General features: G+C 61.9%; 16 protein-coding genes. 14 read left to right on the top strand and 2 right to left on the bottom strand.

Features of this window, described 5'->3' with window-relative positions; genetic code table 11:
• Positions 1 to 10 precede the first annotated feature (10 nt).
• Complete coding sequence (locus ACODTZ_RS05625; protein ID WP_489024365.1) at positions 11 to 1675, top strand: arylsulfatase; 1665 nt, start codon at positions 11 to 13, stop codon at positions 1673 to 1675.
• Between the two features lie 78 nt (positions 1676 to 1753).
• Complete coding sequence (locus tag ACODTZ_RS05620; protein WP_489024363.1) at positions 1754 to 3199, top strand: MltF family protein; 1446 nt, start codon at positions 1754 to 1756, stop codon at positions 3197 to 3199.
• A gap of 70 nt (positions 3200 to 3269) precedes the next feature.
• On the opposite strand, the gene ACODTZ_RS05615 is transcribed toward ACODTZ_RS05620, so the two are convergent.
• Positions 3270 to 3914 carry a ThuA domain-containing protein gene (locus ACODTZ_RS05615; protein WP_489024361.1) on the bottom strand — a complete coding sequence of 215 codons (645 nt, stop codon included), beginning with the start codon at positions 3912 to 3914 and terminating at the stop codon, positions 3270 to 3272.
• Positions 3915 to 3986: 72 nt separating this feature from the next.
• Positions 3987 to 5270: an ABC transporter substrate-binding protein gene (locus ACODTZ_RS05610; protein ID WP_489024360.1), complete on the bottom strand. Its 1284-nt coding sequence runs from the start codon at positions 5268 to 5270 to the stop codon at positions 3987 to 3989.
• A gap of 137 nt (positions 5271 to 5407) precedes the next feature.
• Between ACODTZ_RS05610 and ACODTZ_RS05605 the strand changes: the two genes are divergently transcribed.
• From ACODTZ_RS05605 to ACODTZ_RS05550, 12 genes are all read left to right on the top strand, one after another.
• Complete coding sequence (locus ACODTZ_RS05605; protein ID WP_489024358.1) at positions 5408 to 6439, top strand: LacI family DNA-binding transcriptional regulator; 1032 nt, start codon at positions 5408 to 5410, stop codon at positions 6437 to 6439.
• 5 nt (positions 6440 to 6444) lie between these two features.
• Positions 6445 to 8301, top strand: a complete 1857-nt coding sequence (locus tag ACODTZ_RS05600; RefSeq protein WP_489024357.1) for a DUF2264 domain-containing protein — start codon at positions 6445 to 6447, stop codon at positions 8299 to 8301.
• On the top strand, positions 8298 to 9308 hold the full coding sequence (locus tag ACODTZ_RS05595) for a hydroxyacid dehydrogenase (RefSeq protein WP_489024356.1): 1011 nt from the start codon (positions 8298 to 8300) through the stop codon (positions 9306 to 9308). The genes ACODTZ_RS05600 and ACODTZ_RS05595 overlap by 4 nt, the downstream gene beginning before the upstream one ends.
• A 302-nt stretch (positions 9309 to 9610) precedes the next feature.
• Positions 9611 to 11047 carry a GntP family permease gene (locus tag ACODTZ_RS05590; RefSeq protein WP_112949266.1) on the top strand — a complete coding sequence of 479 codons (1437 nt, stop codon included), beginning with the start codon at positions 9611 to 9613 and terminating at the stop codon, positions 11045 to 11047.
• A 97-nt stretch (positions 11048 to 11144) separates the two neighbouring features.
• Positions 11145 to 11723, top strand: a complete 579-nt coding sequence (locus tag ACODTZ_RS05585; RefSeq protein WP_489024354.1) for a HupE/UreJ family protein — start codon at positions 11145 to 11147, stop codon at positions 11721 to 11723.
• A 71-nt stretch (positions 11724 to 11794) separates the two neighbouring features.
• Positions 11795 to 12493, top strand: coding sequence for an urease accessory protein UreF (locus ACODTZ_RS05580; RefSeq protein WP_489024353.1), 699 nt, complete (start codon positions 11795 to 11797; stop codon positions 12491 to 12493).
• Between the two features lie 62 nt (positions 12494 to 12555).
• The gene (locus ACODTZ_RS05575; RefSeq protein WP_112981048.1) at positions 12556 to 13077 is read left to right on the top strand and encodes a YqhA family protein; all 522 of its coding nucleotides are present in this window, start codon (positions 12556 to 12558) and stop codon (positions 13075 to 13077) included.
• Positions 13078 to 13117: 40 nt separating this feature from the next.
• The gene (locus tag ACODTZ_RS05570; RefSeq protein WP_489024351.1) at positions 13118 to 14005 is read left to right on the top strand and encodes an urease accessory protein UreD; all 888 of its coding nucleotides are present in this window, start codon (positions 13118 to 13120) and stop codon (positions 14003 to 14005) included.
• A gap of 24 nt (positions 14006 to 14029) precedes the next feature.
• Positions 14030 to 14332 (top strand): urease subunit gamma, encoded by a 303-nt coding sequence (gene ureA, locus ACODTZ_RS05565; protein WP_018897749.1) that lies wholly within the window; start codon positions 14030 to 14032, stop codon positions 14330 to 14332.
• Positions 14333 to 14342: 10 nt separating this feature from the next.
• Entirely contained in the window at positions 14343 to 14648 is a 306-nt protein-coding gene (locus ACODTZ_RS05560) for an urease subunit beta (protein ID WP_037179617.1), read from the top strand.
• 9 nt (positions 14649 to 14657) lie between these two features.
• Positions 14658 to 16361: an urease subunit alpha gene (gene ureC, locus ACODTZ_RS05555; protein ID WP_489024349.1), complete on the top strand. Its 1704-nt coding sequence runs from the start codon at positions 14658 to 14660 to the stop codon at positions 16359 to 16361.
• Positions 16362 to 16464: 103 nt separating this feature from the next.
• Positions 16465 to 17445, top strand: a complete 981-nt coding sequence (locus tag ACODTZ_RS05550; RefSeq protein WP_489024347.1) for an urea transporter — start codon at positions 16465 to 16467, stop codon at positions 17443 to 17445.
• Positions 17446 to 17476 lie beyond the last annotated feature (31 nt).

Below are 17476 nucleotides of genomic sequence, written 5' to 3'. Positions count from 1 at the left end.
AGACTACCAGATGGATAATACCGAAAGTGGCAACCGCGATTCCCAATCGGCATCCGTGAGCCGCCGCAACCTTCTGCTTGGCGGAAGTTCTCTTGCCGTAACCGCTCTGGCGGCTGCCTCCATGGGGAACACTGCCAGCGCTCAAGCACAACAGGCTGCCCAGCCGCAGTCGGGGACGACAGGCAAGAAGCCGAACATCCTCGTCATCTTCGGTGACGATATCGGCATCCCGCAGATCAGCGCCTACACGATGGGGCTGATGGGCTATCGCACGCCCAACATCGATCGCATCGCCAGGGAGGGCGCGATCTTCACGGACTCCTATGGCCAGCAAAGCTGCACGGCCGGACGAGCCTCCTTCATTCTCGGCCAGGAACCGTTCCGCACCGGCCTGCTCACCATCGGCATGCCGGGCGATCCGCACGGGATCCAGGACTGGATGCCGACGATCGCCGACGTCATGAAGACCCAAGGCTACGCGACGGGCCAGTTCGGCAAGAACCACCTCGGCGACCAGGACCAGCACCTGCCGACGAAGCATGGCTTCGACGAGTTCTTCGGCAACCTCTATCACCTCAATGCGGAGGAGGAGCCGGAAGGCTACTTCTACCCGAAGGATCCCGCCTTCCGCCGACAGTTCGGGCCGCGCGGCGTGATCAAGGCCAGCGCGGACGGAAAGATCGAAGATACCGGCGCGCTCAATACCAAGCGCATGGAGACGGTGGACGAGGAGTTCCTGAGCGCCGCCAAGGACTTCATCGGCCGGCAGGCGAAAGCCGACAAGCCTTTCTTCGTCTGGTTCAATTCGACACGCATGCATGTCTTCACGCATCTGAAAGCGGACTCGATGGGCAAAACCGGCAAGGGTATCCATGCCGACGGCATGGTGGAGCATGACGGCCATGTCGGGCAGCTTCTCGACCAGTTGGACGAACTCGGCATCGCTGACAACACCATTGTCCTCTACACTACCGACAACGGCGCCGAGCTTGCGCTATGGCCGGATGGCGCGATGACGCCGTTCCACGGTGAAAAGGGCACGACATGGGAGGGCGGTTTCCGCATTCCGATGATGGTGCGCTGGCCGGGCGTCGTCCAGCCCGGAACCGAGGTCAACGATATCGTCACCCTCATGGACTGGATGCCGACATTCGCAAGCGCTGCAGGCATCGCCAACATCAAGGAGGAGATGAAGGCCGGGTTCACCTCGGGAACCAAGACCTTCAAGGTGCATCTCGACGGCTATGACCTCGCCCCCATGCTGAAGGGTGAAGTGAAGACGGGTCCTCGTGACGCGGTCTACTACTTCGACCAGGGCGGCAATCTCAACGCCATCCGCTGGAACGACTGGAAGCTCAGCTTCGCGATCAACAGCGAGGGTAACATCGCCACGGCCACACGCGAGGTTCCTGCCTGGGCCAACATCGCCAACCTGCGCATGGACCCCTATGAACGCGGACTGCACGAAGGCGGCGGCGCCATCGAGTTCCTCGCCCGCAATATGTGGCTGCTGGTGCCGGTACAGGCAAAGATCAAGGACTTCTTCTCCGACTTCACCGACTACCCCTACCAGGAAGGCAGCAGCCTGAACGCAAGCAACATCAATTACGGCCTGCTGCGCCAGCAGGCCGCATTGAAGCGGCTCAACGAACTCGAGCGGCTGGCGCCGCAATAGTTCTCTTGGATCGCCGCGGCGGCGCGCATAATGCTGCCGCGGCGCTCACCGGACGATGGCTTAGGCTGGGAGGCCGCAATGAGGTTCTGTTTGAAGGCGGGGCTCACTCTGGTCGCGGTCGTGGCGCTCTTCGCCCCCATGGCTGCCGTAGCTCGCGAGCCCGCAGCCCGCGCCCTGATCGAAAAGCACGTCATCGATCTCCAGGCGATGAAGGAGCGTCGCATCATTCGCATTCTCGTGCCGTTCAGCAAGACGGTCTATTTCATCGACAAGGGGCGCCAGTTCGGCACGGCGGTCGAATTCGGGCGGGAGCTGGAGAAGGTCCTCAACAAGGACCGGAAGAAGCAGATCGACCATATCACGAGCGTCTTCGTGCCCATGCCGCGCGACAGGCTGCTGCCGGCGCTCAACGAAGGTCTCGGCGATATCGTCATGGCCAACCTCACCGTGACCGACGATCGCTTGAAGGAGGTCGATTTCACCGATCCGCTTTATAGCGATGCGCAGGAGGTCTTGGTCGCTTCCCCCGGAAGCCCAGCGCCGGAGAGCATCGACGACCTCTCGGGCAAGCATCTCGCCGTCCGGCCATCGAGCAGCTATCACGAGCATTTGCTGGCAAAGAACAAGGGGCTGGCGGCCGCCGGCAAGCCGGAGATCATCATTGATGCCATGGACGAGAGCCTGGAGGACGAAGACCTGATGGAGATGGTCAACGCCGACCTTCTGCCCTTCACCATTGTCGATGGCTACAAGGCCGACATCTGGTCGCATGTCTTTTCTGGCATCAAGGTGCGCGATGATGTCGTCTTGTCGTCTGAAGGGAAGATCGCGTGGGCTATCCGCAAGAACAGCCCCGAGCTGATGGCGGAATTGAATGCCTTCGTGGCGACGCACAAGGTGGGCACCACCTTCGGCAACATCTTGCGTAACAGCTTTTTCAAGCAGGACAAGATCGTCAAACGCGCCTATTCGCCGTCGGACGTCGAACGCTTCCAGACGCTCATCGAAATCTTCCGCAAATACGGCGATACCTACACGTTCGACTACCTGATGCTGATGGCCCAGGGATATCAGGAATCGCAACTCGACCAGTCCCGGCGCTCACCGCGCGGGGCGGTCGGCATCATGCAGATGCTCCCATCGACGGCCAAGGACAAGGTGATCGGCATTAGCGGCATCGACAAGGACCCGGATCGCAATGTCGAAGCGGGCGCGAAATATCTGCGGCATCTGATCAAGACATATATCGACGACGAGGCCCTATCACCGAAAGACCGACAGCTTTTCGCCTTCGCGGCCTACAATGCCGGCCCCGGCAATCTCCGGAAATTTCGAGAGAAAGCAAAGACGATGGGGCTCGATCCCAATGTCTGGTTCGGGAATGTCGAAAACGGTGCCGCGGCAATCGTCGGACGCGAGACCGTGCAATATGTCAGCAACATCTACAAATACTACGTCGCCTATTCCCTGCTTGTCGATCGGATGGCTGAGCGAAAGCAGGTCGGGCTCCCTCAGGCGGATTAGGCGGTGACGGATCACAAGACAGTGGCGGCGCGGCTTCCACGATGCCATATGGCGGCGTGCGCGATCACAGCTAGCCGCGTGCGGCCCAGCTCAAGCCGCGGCGCAGTATCAGCGGCATGTGGGGATGATCAAATTCGGCGGCGATGTGGCCGAGGGCGGAATAGAAGATGCGCCCTGCGCCAAATCGGCGTTTGAAGACGACCGGCATGGTGACGTCGCGGGCTGCAGGGTCATGTTCGCCGGTGAAGGTGGTGGTTGCGAGGATTTCGATCGAGGGGTCGTAGTGCAGGTAATATTGCTCGGACCGATAGTCGAAATCCGGAATGCCCTGCATCACAGGGTCTTCCGGGCGGGTAACCGCGACGCGAAAATCGATGATGTTGCCAGGATGAGCGACCCAGGTCACGCCGGAGACATAACGGAACGGCGCGCTTTCCTTGAATGAGGTCGCGAGCGAGCCGTGATGGCCACCAAGCCCAAGTCCTCCGCGTACGGCTTCCACCAGGGCGTCAGCATGGGCCTTTTCGAGGCTTTCGCCTGTGATCACAGGCACGACAAGATCTGCTTGAGCAAGCTGCGGCGAACCGAAGATGCCGAGATCATTGGTGACTTCGGTCCGGAAGCCGTCTTCGGCGAGAAGGCCGGCAACGATGCGAGCGCATTGCTCCGGCTCATGACCCTTCCAGCCTCCCCAAACGATGATCGCCTTGCGCATGATCTGTCCTTATCCTTGAGGCGCGGAACCGCCGGGCTGTGGCGCGCCGGCGGTCCAACAACACGCATGACCTCAGCTGCGGATCGTGGCTTTTCCTTCTTCGACCAGCCGCGCCGCAGCTTCGGCAGGCGTCGTTCGCTCGAACGCCAGCTCGTCGGCGATCGGACGCAGCACGCGCTGGTCGAACTCGGTCGATCCCAAAGGTGCGGGTGCCGGGTAGTCGCCCACCTGATCCTTGAGCAGGTTCACGTATTTCACGGTATCCTGCTCCGTCGGGTTGAGGTTCGGCAAAATCGCCTCGCGCACTGCCGGCGACAGCGGTACGCCGCGTTCTACACCCAGAATCTTGCCGGCCTCCGGGTCGTTGACGAAGAAGCTGATGAACTGCGCCGCGGCTTCGCCATTCTTCGTCGTCGCGCCAACGCTCCAGATTAGAGCCGGGCGATAGTAGTGGCCTGATGGCCCGCCTTTCTTCTCGCGGGGAAGCATGGTGATGGCGAGCTTGTTCTTCGAGAGGAGTTGGTAGCCGACGAGCTGGTTGGAATAGGCCATGCCCATTGCCGACTTGCCGAGCGCCAGGCAATTGGTGTCGATCGTGTTCTGGTCCAGCGTCTGCACATCGGCGGCGACGGTTCCGCCCTTCTTCCGCAGATCCTCCCAGAAGCTATACCACTCCTTGGCGTCGTCGACGTCGAAGCCAAGCGCCGCATCCTTGTAGAGGCTCTTTCCGCGCTGGCGCAGCCAGGCGTCGAACACGTATGTGTAGCGCGCGCCATAGGGTCCGCCCGCGTAATTGGTCTTTCCTACCGCCTTTGTGAGCTCTACCGCCAGCTTGGCGTATTCATCCCAGGTGAGATCCGGCGTGGGTAACGGAATCCCTGCCGCCTCGAATGCCGTCTGATCAAAGAAGAGCGCGAAGGAATTGAGGCCAAGACCCACGCCGTAGAGCTTTTCGTCCACGGTCGTCAGTTTCAGCATATCTTTGCCGAAGGCATCGATCTTCAACGTCGAGGGCACGAATTCATCGAGCGGCAGGCAGGCGCCGCGCTTCGAGTAGTCGGAGATCGTTCCTGGCTCGAGCTGAAACACATCCGCGATCGAGCGGCCGGCCATCTGTGTCGCGAGCTTGGTCCAGTATCCATCCCCGCTAAGAGATTCGCCGATGATCGACACGTCAGGCGTCTTGCCTTGATAAAGCCTGGCGACATCGAGCGTGCGCTTCGCCCGATCGTTCGAGCCCCACCACATGGCGCGCAGCTGTGTGTCCGCCGCAAAGGCCGGAATGCCGGCGCCGAGTGCAAGGCCGCTCGCCACGCCGGCGGAGCCCATCAGAAATGAACGTCGATTGATCTGCATGCTGATTCCTCCGGTTGTCTGCCCGGCGTCCTCCAACGCCTTTTGGGCATGTGGCGGGAAGAGTACGCAAAAACTTTCCGTTTGCAACAAAATACATTTTGATTGCAAATTTGCGTAATTTGCGTAACTCTGCGCTTATGAGCGAGATTAAATCAAAGCGGCCGCGTCAGGCCGATATTGCCGCCGCCGCTGGCGTCTCCGTATCGACCGTGTCGCGCGTCCTCGCGAACGAGCCCGGTATCAGCGAAAGCGTCCGGCAGCACATCCTGCGGGTCGCGGCCGAGCATGGTTACCAGACCAAAGGCTCCTCGGAGCCAGTGCCTGGTGGTCTCGCCTTGATTGCCAGCGACGGCGCGACCGGCGGGCTGAGCGTCTTTTACGAAACAATCGTCGAAGGCTTGCGGGTGGGTGCGGCGGAGGCGGGAATGTCCTTCGAAGTCAGGCTGGTCCGTGAGGATCGCGCGATGCCTGATCTCATTCGCGATCACATGAAGGCCGCCAATGCCGAAGGCCTTTTTCTTGTTGGTATCGATCCCAACCCCGCGCTGCGACAGTGGATCGAGGCGGAGAAGATTCCGGTCGTTCTCGTCAATGGCACTGATCCGCAGCTTCGCCTCGACGGTGTCTCTCCCGCCAACTTCTTCGGTGCCCTCCAGGCCGGCGAGAGGTTGCTTGCGGCGGGACATCGCAAGATCCTGCATTTCACCGGCTCGCATCGCCACACCATCCGCGAACGCGTCAGGGGCTTCGACGCGGCGATCGCATCCGTGGAGGGAGCCGCGAGCAGGATGGTCCCGATGAGTTTTCAAGGCAGTGCCAGCCGGGAAGCCCACGAATTGATGGCCGCCATCCTGGATGAAAACGCGGGCTTCACTGCCGCCTTCTGCATGAACGACTTCATTGCCGTCGGTGTTCTGGAGGCCGTCACCGAGGCGGGCCTTCGTGTGCCGGAAGACTTCGCGATCGTCGGCTTCGACGATCTGCCCTGCGCCTTGATGACCAACCCGCCGCTTTCCACCATGCGCGTTGATCGGGGCGCTCTCGGCCGCGAGGCCATCGGCCTGATGATCGACAGGTTCCATGATCGGTCAGCGCCAGCCCGCCACGTATGCCATGCGGTCGTCCCTGTTGTGGGCGGCACCGTGCCAATGCTGAAAACCGATGAGTGATAGAGATGACCTATGATCCGGCCAGCGCCAATCCGTTAGCAGGCAACCCGCTGGAGACGCGCGAGGACATGAGCCGCGCGCTCCTTGCTCTCTTCGATCCGTTGCTCCCCTATTTCTCAAAGGGCAACGCACGCGTTCGTCTGGATGGTGCCGGCGCCCATTTTGACCGCGCCGCCGCGGACCTGGAAGGGTTTGCCCGTCCTCTCTGGGGCCTGGCGCCGTTTGGAGCGGGAAAAGGCGACTTTGCCCACTGGCAGCGTTTTGCGGAGGGTCTGGCGAACGGCACGGATCCCGAGCACCCGGAATATTGGGGCGCGGTCAACGGGCGCGACCAGCGAATGGTCGAGCTCGCGGCGCTCGGTTTCGCGCTGGCGCTTGTCCCCGACAAGATCTGGGAGCCTCTCGGCGAGCGGGCGAGGACAAATGTCATTGCCTATCTCAAGCATGCGCGGCAATTCGATTATGCCGACAATAACTGGAAGTTCTTCCGCATCTTCGTCGACATCGCCCTTGATCGCGTCGGTGCCGAGTTCGACCGCAGCCTGACAAGGCAATATCTTGAGGAGCTCGAGGGCTTCTATATCGGTGACGGCTGGTATCGCGACGGGAACGTGCGCCGCGTCGACCACTACATTCCCTTCGCCATGCATTTCTATGGCCTGATCTATTCCAAGCTTGTCGATGACGACTACGCGAAACGCTACCGCGAGCGCGCCGTTCTGTTCGCCAAGGATTTTCGCAACTGGTTTGCACCCGATGGCGCGACCATCCCCTTCGGCCGCAGCCTCACTTATCGCTTCGCCTGCGCCGGCTTCTGGTCGGCGCTCGCCTTTGCCGACCTGGAGGCGCTGCCCTGGGGCGAGATCAAGCACCTCTGCCTGCAGCATTTGCGCTGGTGGAAGGACAAGCCGATGACCAATCGCGACGGCATCCTGTCGATCGGCTTTGGCTATCCGAACCTGCTGATGTCGGAAAGCTACAACTCGGCGGGATCGCCCTATTGGGCATTCAAGGCCTTTCTGCCGCTGGCGATCGCGGATGACCACCCGTTCTGGACCGCGAAGGAGAAAGCGCCTGCACCAGGCAAAAGCGTCTCGCCGCAGCGCCATCCCGGCATGGTCCTGATGCGTGCAGGCGGCGATGTCGTCGCCTTGTCTTCGGGACAAGAAAACCTGCAGATGCGCTTCGGGACCGAGAAGTACGCGAAGTTTGCTTATTCGGCGCGTTATGGCTTCAGCGTCGAAGCCGATGAGCGGAGCTTCGCCGGCGGTGCGTTTGATTCCGCGCTCGCCTTCAGCGACGATGGACTGCACTACCGCGTGCGCGAGACGAACGCCGAGGCAAAGCTCGCCGGCGACGTGCTCTATTCGAGATGGTCGCCATTCAAGGATGTTTCCGTCGAAACCTGGCTGGTTCCTGCGGCGCCCTGGCACATCCGCGTCCACAGGATCAATTCGCCGCGCCCACTGCAGACGGCCGAAGGCGGCTTTGCGATTGCCAAGCGAGACTTCGATCTCGACGTGCTTGAGGCAGGGCCGGGCAGTGCCCACGTCATCGGTGATGCCGACTTCTCCGGCATTGTCGATCTGAGCTCTACGGTAAACCGAACCGGGCTGGCGCAGAAAGCTCTGCCGAATACCAACCTGATCGTCGCCAAGACGCTGGTTCCCCAATTGCGCGGCGAAATCCCGGCCGGCGAGACCGTCCTCATCACAGACGTGCTCGCGTTGAATGACCCGGCCGCGGTTTCCGGCGCATGGGCCCGGCCTCCAGCGGCACCTGACATCTCGGCGCTGGAGGCCCGCATAGCCAGGGACGGCATCACCGTCAGTGCCATCGAAGCGCCGGGGCAGATGCCATGAGCCGACCGGGTATCGCGCTTGCCATGCACCCGGGGCGGACGGAGCACGTTCTGCCCGATCGCCTTCTCGACCGGCTGGAGAGTCTGGGCCGATTGCTTGACCGAGAGCCGTTGCAGACCTTCGCCGACGAACGCGCCAGGCGCATATTGCCCGAAACGGAAATCCTTATAACCGGATGGGGCGCTCCCTATGTCGGCCGCGATGTGCTTTCGGCAGCCGCCGGTCTGAAGATCATCGCCCATGCCGCGGGAACGGTGAAGGGCCTCATCGACGAAGACATATTTCGCGCAGGCATCGCTGTCAGCCATGCGGCCGAGGCAAATGCGGTCCCAGTGGCCGAATTCACGCTCGCCGCCATTCTCTTTGCCGGCAAGCAGATCTTCCGGTTTCGCGACACTTACGTGGCGGACCGCAACCGCGATCGCACCCACTCGATGCAGAAGCTTGCGATCGGGAACTATGGTCGGACGGTCGGCATCATCGGTGCGTCGCGCATCGGCCGGCGCGTGATCGATCTGCTGAAGCCCTTCAATTTCAAGGTTATCCTCTTCGATCCGACATTGAGCGCATCGGAGTGTGCGGAACTGGGGGCGGAGAAAGCTGATCTGGATACCCTGATGCGCGGCGCCGATATCGTCTCGCTGCATGCGCCTTCGCTGCCATCGACACATCATATGATCGACGCTCTAAGGCTGGCGATGATGAAGGACGGCGCCACGCTCATCAATACGGCACGCGGCGCCATCATCGACGAAGCAGCACTTCTCGCCACGCTTTCGACCGGCCGGATCGATGCGATCATCGATGTCACTGACCCCGAGATTCCTGAACCGACATCCGCGTTTTACGACCTGCCGAACGTGTTCCTGACACCCCATATCGCAGGCGCCGTCGGCCTGGAGCGGACAAGATTGGGTGAAATGGCTATCGACGAGATAGAGCGATACTTGTGCGGTCAGCCACTGCAATATGGGATTACAATGGCCGACCTCGATAAAATGGCTTGAGGTCGTGTAGGGCCAAAGGCCGGCTCCCAGCGCGTCAAGGCGGCGGCGATACGGAGCTACGGATGGTGGGACTGTAGCGGACACTCCGCTGAGCGAGAAATCCCAGGAGTGAGCACGGTGTCCATTTCTTGCACCGCCTCATGGCTTTGCGCGCCTGACCGGTCGACACATCCGCAGGGGTGGTTCATGAAACCCGGGTAAGGTCGTGAGTTGTGACGCGCATCATAGCTGCACCTGGACGGGTGAAAGGCAGTGGATCGCATAACATCTCCGCTTATCTGGCTGGATTGAGAGGCGGATCCATGGGGCTGTTTGGAATTCTGCTGGGACTTGGATTGCTGATGTGGTTCGCCTATCGCGGCTGGAGCGTGCTGCTCCTGGCGCCTGCGGCGGCCCTCATCGTTGCCGCGGCCTCAGGCCAGCCACTGCTTCCGCATTGGACCTCAACGTTCATGGGCGGCACGGCGCGGTTTGTCACGCAGTGGTTCCCGATGTTCCTGCTCGGCGGCATCTTCGGCAAGATGATGGATGACAGCGGCTCCATCACCTCTATCGCCCGTTTCCTGACGGAGCGGCTGGGCGTGAAGCGGACCATGCTTTCCGTGGTGCTGGCCTCCGCCGTCGTCACCTATGGTGGCGTCAGCGTGTTCGTCGCCTTCTTCGTGCTCGTGCCGATGGCGCGCGAAATGTTCCGCGCCGCGAACATTCCGGCAAGATTGATGCCGGCGGCGATCGGCCTCGGCGCCTTCACCTTCACCATGTCGGCGATGCCAGGCACGCCCTCGACGAACAACGCGATACCGATGCCCTACTTCGGCACGACGACCTTCGCCGCACCCGGCCTCGGTATCATCGCCTCGATCATCACCTTCGCTTTCGGGATGTGGTGGCTCGCCCATATCGAGGCCAGGGCGCGCGCCGCCAACGAGGGATATACGGAGGACGAAACGCCTGTCGTCATCAGCGAAAAGGTTCGCGAACAGGCAACGACATCGGGCGATTTCGACCCGAGCGAACTTACCCATGGAAAGAAGAGCGACCAGGGACCATCCTTCCTCTTCGCGGTGCTGCCGCTGATCGTCGTCATCGGTGTCAACTTCCTCATGGCGCTGGTGGTGCTGCCGCGGATCGACTTCTCCAGCGCCGAAGCAGCACTTGGCATCAATATCACTTCGACGATCGGCGTCTGGGCCGTCCTCATCGCGCTCGCCGCGGCGATCGTCACCGTGATCGGCCTGAATTACGGACGGTTGGGCGCATTGCGCGAAAGTCTCGACGCGGGCGCCAACTCGGCCGTCTTGCCGATCATGACAGTTGCCAGCCTCGTTGGCTTCGGCGCGGTGGTTGCCGCCATGCCGGCCTTCAACGTCGTGCGCGATGCTGTCTTGCAGATGCCCGGCGGCCCGCTCGTGTCGCTGGTCGTGGCGATGAACGCGCTGGCCGCGCTGACGGGCACGGCGTCCGGCGGCATGGCGATCGCTCTCAACGCGCTCGGCGCCGAATATATGAAGCTTGCGGCCGAACACGGTATCGACCCGGCACTCATGCATCGCCTGACGACGATCAGCGCGGGTACGCTCGATGCTTTGCCGCACAACGGCACGGTGCTTCTGCTCCTGCAGATCAGCAAGCAGACGCACTCGGGAAGCTATTTGGACATGGTGATGACCGTGATCGTCGGCGTCATCATCTCGCTTGTCGCGGTCTTCGTGCTCGGGTCGATGTTCGGCTCGTTCTGAACAGGCCAGATCGCAGTGCCAGCATGAGTTCGATGGAGTGCCTGAACTACTGGATGTCAATCGTTCCTATTCGACCAACCTTAGGGAGATTCGTGCCATGAAGAAGATGCATCTCTTGATCCTCGCGCCGCTGCTTATGGCGAGCACGCCGGCATTCGCGCATGTAGGCCCTGGTGACCATGGGTCCTTCGTCTCCGGGTTTCTGCATCCGCTTTCGGGGCCGGATCATGTTCTCGCCATGGTCGCGGTCGGCCTTGCGGCGGTCATGCTCGGCAGCCGCGCGCGGCTCGCTATCCCCGCGGCCTTCGTTAGTGTGATGATCCTCGGCTTTGTGGCAGCACTCGCGGGTATGCACTTGCCTTTTGTCGAGCCGGTCATTCTTGCCTCGGCTGTCGTCATCGGTCTGCTGGTCGCGGTTGCGCGACCGGCATCGCCCACGCTGGTCGCGGCCATTGTCGGTGGCTTCGCATTCTTTCACGGGCATGCGCATGGCGCCGAGATGGCAGGTGCGAACGCCTTGTCTTTCGGCGTGGGCTTTGTGCTGGCGACAGCATTCCTGCATGCGGTGGGGATGGGAATGGGCATCGCGGCCGGTCGCCTGACGCAAGGCACGACAGCTCTGCGGATCGCCGGCGGAGCCACCGCGCTTGGCGGCGTTCTGCTGTTGGCGAGCTGAAGGACATGGGCATTTGAAGGCCTGGGGCCGGTGTGTAGTCCGGCCACGGGCGATCGTTTCGGGAGATGGATGTGACGTTCCAACCAACATTGGGCCAACCAACATCGAGCGGTTTGCCGCTTCAGTTGCTGCGGCTGGTCAGTCCAAGCCAGCCGGTTGGCGCGTTCGCCTATTCCCGTGGCCTCGAATGGGCGGTCCACGACCGGATAGTTCGCGACGAGGCGACAGCCCGCGACTGGATCTTCAGGCTGATCGAACACAGCTACGCCGTCTGCGATGCGGCACTGTTCTTGCGCATGATGCATGCGCTCGAAGTGGGTGACCGCCCAGCCTTCCTGAAAGCCGATGCATGGCTGTCGGCGGCGCGCGAAAGCAAGGAGGTCGAGCTGGAGGACAAGCAGATGGGCGCATCGATGCTCACTGTCCTCTGCGATCTCGGCGTTTCGTCCGCCAAGACTTTCAGCGGCAAGAAACTGACCTACCCGGCGGTTTTTGCGCTTGCGGCCACGCATTGGAAGATCGCGCCGGCGGATGCGCTGCGCGGGCTGCTCTGGAGTGCGGTGGAAGGGCAGGTATCGGCCGCCGTTCGGCTGGTGCCGCTGGGACATACCGCCGGCCAGCGCCTTTTGATCGCGGCCGCTGACGTCATCGAGCGTGCGGCGCGCACGGCGGAGACGACTGGTGACGACGAGATCGGCAATGCGGCGCCGGCAATGGCGATGGCAAGCGCATGGCATGAAACGCAATACAGCCGGCTGTTTCGTTCCTAGCGCTGACTGGGCAAAGCAAGCCGCGCCCACGCAGTCAAATTGATCCGAGGAGGAAGAGTGCATTGATTTCGTTGTTCCGCGGCCTTCGGTCCATTCTCATACTTGCTGCCGCGGGTGTGCTTTTCGGTGCCTTCCTGATGTTCTGGGAGGCGATCTTGATGCTCGTGGAAACCTTCCGGATGACCCGGCTCAATCCGGATATGTCGGTCATCGTCTCGGTCCTGCGCGCTACCGACAAGATCCTCCTGGGCATCGTGCTGATGGTCGTCGGCTGCGGCATCGCCCTTGGCTTTGCCCTCGATATTCCGCCGGAGCAGCGATCGAGACTACCGCAGTGGATGATCATCGATACCGTCGCGGAGCTGAAGAACCTCTTCTTCCAGATGATCATTCTCTACCTCGTCGTGCACTTTGCGGCCCAGGTAGGTGAATTGCAGACGCCTCCGCAGTGGGAGGCGCTCGTGTTGCCGGTGTCGGCGCTGCTTCTGGCGGGCGCGATGAAGTTGACTGCCAGTTCGCACCATCTTTCCGAAGGCACGCGACACGAGAGAAGCGAGAAGCAGAAACCGAGCGATCAAGCGTGAACGCGCTCTGTGTCACGCACAGGCTTGAGCAGCACATGAAATGTCGAGGTGGCAGAGGGACAGCAACGGCTGCGAGGCCGGATTGGGAAAGGGTTTATCACCGATGGTCGATGGTTGGCATGCCGAGCTAGATTTGTGGTTTGCGAACTCCCACGGGAAGACGCGCCTGATGCGCCGGCGCCATGTCGGGCCGCTAGCTGTGCAGCGCGCCTTTCACCCAGAGGACGATGGCTCCGCTCATGTCTACATCCTGCATCCACCGGGCGGCGTGGCCGGCGGCGATGTTCTCAACATAAGCTGCGGCCTTGCGCCCGAGGCACGCTGTGTCCTGACGACGCCTGGCGCGACGAAATTCTACCGCAGCGAAATCGGCACGAGTACGCAGCGCATGCGGATCGATGTCGGCGCCGGCGCGGTCTGCGAAAACCTTCCGCAGGAGACGATCCTATTTGAAGGCGCGGATGCCGCGATCAGCACAAGCGTTACGCTCGGCGAAGATGCCGCTTATGTCGGCTGGGATTTCGTCAGCCTCGGCCGCCCCGCCGCGGGCGAGGGGTTTGCAAGCGGCCGGCTCGCCCAGCGGGTCGAGATATTTCGCGGTGACGAGCTGATCTGGTTCGAGCGAATGGCGTTTTCTCACGCACCCGAGGTTCTGGACGCGCCCGTCTTTTTTGCCGGAAAGCCTATCGTCGGAACAATGGTCTATGCGGGACCTGCGCTTGAAAACACCGTTCAGCATATCCGCGACGAACTCGGCGAGCAGGCGCGCGGCGTCTTCTCGGCCAGCCAGCTCGAGCGCGTGATCGTCTGCCGCTATCTCGGAAGCCGCATGTCCGAGGGCAAGGCACTTTTTCTGCAAGCGTGGAGCATTCTTCGCGAACGCGGCCTGATGAAGAAGGCCGTCGCTCCGCGCATCTGGGCAACGTGAACAGCAAAACAAGGAGGCAAGCTCATGGAACTGCTACCGCGTGAAAGAGACAAGCTCCTGATCTTTACGGCCGGATTGGTCGCGGAGCGGCGCCGGGCGAAAGGTCTGAAGCTGAACTATCCTGAGGTCATAGCCTATATCTCGGCCGCCCTGCTAGAAGGCGCCCGCGAGGGGAGGACGGTGGCGGACCTCATGTCTTATGGCGCGACGTTGCTGACCCGCGAGGAGGTCATGGAGGGCGTGCCCGAGATGATCCACGACATCCAGGTGGAAGCAACCTTTCCCGACGGCACGAAGCTCGTGACCGTCCACAACCCAATTCCCTGAGGAGGCTATCATGATCCCCGGCGAATATTTCATCGAGAGTGGCTCGATCGACATCAATGCGGGCAGGCAGACACTGAAGGTCGATGTCGCCAACTCCGGCGACCGGCCGATCCAGGTCGGTTCGCACTACCATTTCTACGAGACCAACGAGGCGCTTCTGTTCGACCGCGGGCCCACGCGCGGCTTTCGGCTCAACATTCCGGCCGGCACGGCGGTCCGCTTCGAACCGGGCCAGGAACGAACGGTGGAGCTCGTGGCGCTCGACGGCAAGCGTGAGGTTTACGGGTTCAACGCCAAGGTCATGGGCAAGCTGTAGGAGGCTATGATGGCAACGATCACAAGGCAGACCTATGCCGATCTCTACGGCCCAACCAAGGGCGACAGGCTTCGGCTGGCTGATACCGAGCTCGTCATCGAGATCGAGGAAGACCGCACGGTTTACGGCGAAGAGGTGACCTTCGGCGGCGGCAAGGTGATCCGCGACGGCATGGGGCAGGGGCAGCGCCCCTACGCCGAGGTCGCCGACGTTGTCATCACCAATGTCATCATCATTGATCATTGGGGCATCATCAAAGCCGATGTCGGCATCAAGAACGGGCGCATTTCCGGGATCGGGAAATCGGGCAATCCCGATATTCAGCCGGGCGTCAACATCATCGTCGGCGGCGCGACGGATGTGATCGCTGGAGAAGGCAAGATCCTCACCGCGGGCGGGATCGATACGCACATTCACTTCATCGCGCCGCAGCAGGCGGATGAGGCGCTGGCGAGCGGCACGACGACGCTTGTCGGCGGCGGCGCCGGCCCGACGGTCGGCACGCTTGCGACCACAGTGACGGCAGGTCCATGGGCGATCCACCGGATGCTGGAAGCGGCGGAAGCGCTACCGATCAATGTCGGGCTGCTCGGAAAAGGCAATATCAGCCTGCCCGATCCGTTGCGCGAACAGGTGCGCGCCGGTGTGGTCGGGCTGAAGCTTCACGAGGACTGGGGCACGACGCCGGCGGCGATCGACAATTGCCTGACGGTGGCCGACGAGATGGACGTGCAGGTGGCACTCCACAGCGATACGCTTAACGAAAGCGGGTTCGTGCGCGACACCTTCGCGGCCATGAAAGGACGCACGATCCATAGCTTCCACACCGAGGGCGCCGGCGGCGGCCATGCGCCCGATATCATCACGGCGGCGGGCGAGGAGAATGTGCTGCCATCGTCCACCAACCCGACAAGGCCCTATACGATCAACACGGTCGACGAGCATCTCGACATGCTGATGGTCTGCCACCACCTCAGCCCCCAAATTCCGGAGGACGTGGCCTTCGCGGAGTCGCGCATCAGGCGCGAGACGATCGCGGCCGAAGACATTCTCCATGATCTCGGTGTGTTCTCAATGATGTCGTCGGATTCACAGGCAATGGGCCGTATCGGCGAGACGACGCTGCGGTGCTGGCAGACGGCGCACAAGATGAAGGTGCAGCGCGGTCCGCTGCCCGAGGATAGCGGGCGCAACGACAATTTCCGCGTCAAGCGCTACGTCGCCAAATACACGATCAACCCGGCCCTGACACATGGCTTCGCCGATCAGATCGGCTCCATCCAGGTCGGCAAACGCGCCGATCTCGTGCTCTGGAAGCCGGCCTTCTTCGGGATCAAGCCGCAGCTGGTGCTGATCGGCGGCATGATCGCGATCGCGCCGATGGGCGATCCCAATGCGTCGATCTCGACGCCGCAGCCGGTGCACTACCGTCCGATGTATGGTGTGCTCGGGAGGGCGCTCGGCTCGACGGGGGTCACCTTCGTCTCGCAGGCCGCACTCGACGAGGGGATCGGCGAGAAGCTGAAGCTCTCCAAGCAGCTCGCGGCTGTGAAGGGCACGCGGACGGTGCGCAAGAAAGACATGGTGCACAACAATCTGACGCCGAAGCTGGAGGTCGACCCGCAAAACTACAATGTGCGGGTCGATGGCCAGCTGATCACCTGCGAGCCGGCGGATGTGTTGCCGATGTCGCAGCGATACTTCCTCTTTTAGCCGCAGAAAAGCCCGGGCGTGAGGTCGCGCCCGGGCCGGACCAACACGCCGCGGGAACGAGGCACGCTGTCGCTTCCGGGCCGAGCCGAAGGAGCAGAGATCAATGAATTTGGATCGTTTCCGTGATCATCCGTCCTTGTTCTTCGTGGATTGGTCGCTGCGTGGCGTGGGCCAGGTCGTCTTTCAGAACAATCCGCTGTCGGGGCTCGTCATCCTCGCAGCGCTCGCTTGGAACTCATGGATCTATGCCGCGATCTGTGTGCTCGGCGTCATCGCCAGCACGGCGACCGCCCTTGTTCTCAAGGCCGACAGGGCTGTGATGCGGGACGGGCTATATGGTTTCAACGGCGCGTTGGTCGGCCTGGCGCTCGTTGCCTTCACCAGCGAGGATTTTCGCACGGGCGCCGTCCCGTCCGTGGCCATGGTCGTCTATCTCGTCTGCGCCGCCGCCTTCACGACCATGGCATTTGCCAGCATGGGCGCGGTTCTGGCGCCCTACAAGACCGCACCTCTGACGATGCCTTTCGTTCTCGTCGGATGGCTGTTTCTGTTCGCGGTGCTGAAATTCGACGCGATCGATGCGGGGCCGATGGCAAAGCCGGTGTCGCCCGAACAGTTTTCCGATACGGTGCCCTATGTCTTTGCGACCTGGTACGAGGGGATAGGGACCTCGATCGGGCAGATATTCTTCCAAGACAACTGGATTTCCGGCTACCTCATCATAGTCGCCATCGCCCTGAATTCCCGCATCAGCGCTGCGATGGGCCTGCTCGGCGCGGTGGTCGGCACGCTGGTGGCGGCCGTTTATGGCGGTCCGGAGGGCGCGGTTCGCGATGGTCTCTTCGGCTACAATTCAGCGCTGACGGCGATGGCGCTATGTGGTGTCTTCCTCGCCTTTAATTGGCGAAGTCTGATCTATGCGGTCTTCGGCGCCGTCATCTCCAGCTGGCTCTGGGCCTCGGTCGCCATTTTCCTGACACCGATCGCAATGCCGGTCCTGACCTCCACCTTCGTGCTCGTGACATGGCTGATGCTCTTGGGGCAGGGCGCGTTCAAAGCGCTTGAGCCGGCATCGGCCGAGTAGCCGACGGCGGCTAAGTCAGGTCGGGCCGGAC

Source organism: Rhizobium sp. FG113, from assembly GCF_057809895.1.
Note: the sequence above shows the minus strand (reverse complement) of the source record. Positions and strands in the feature narration are given on the sequence as shown.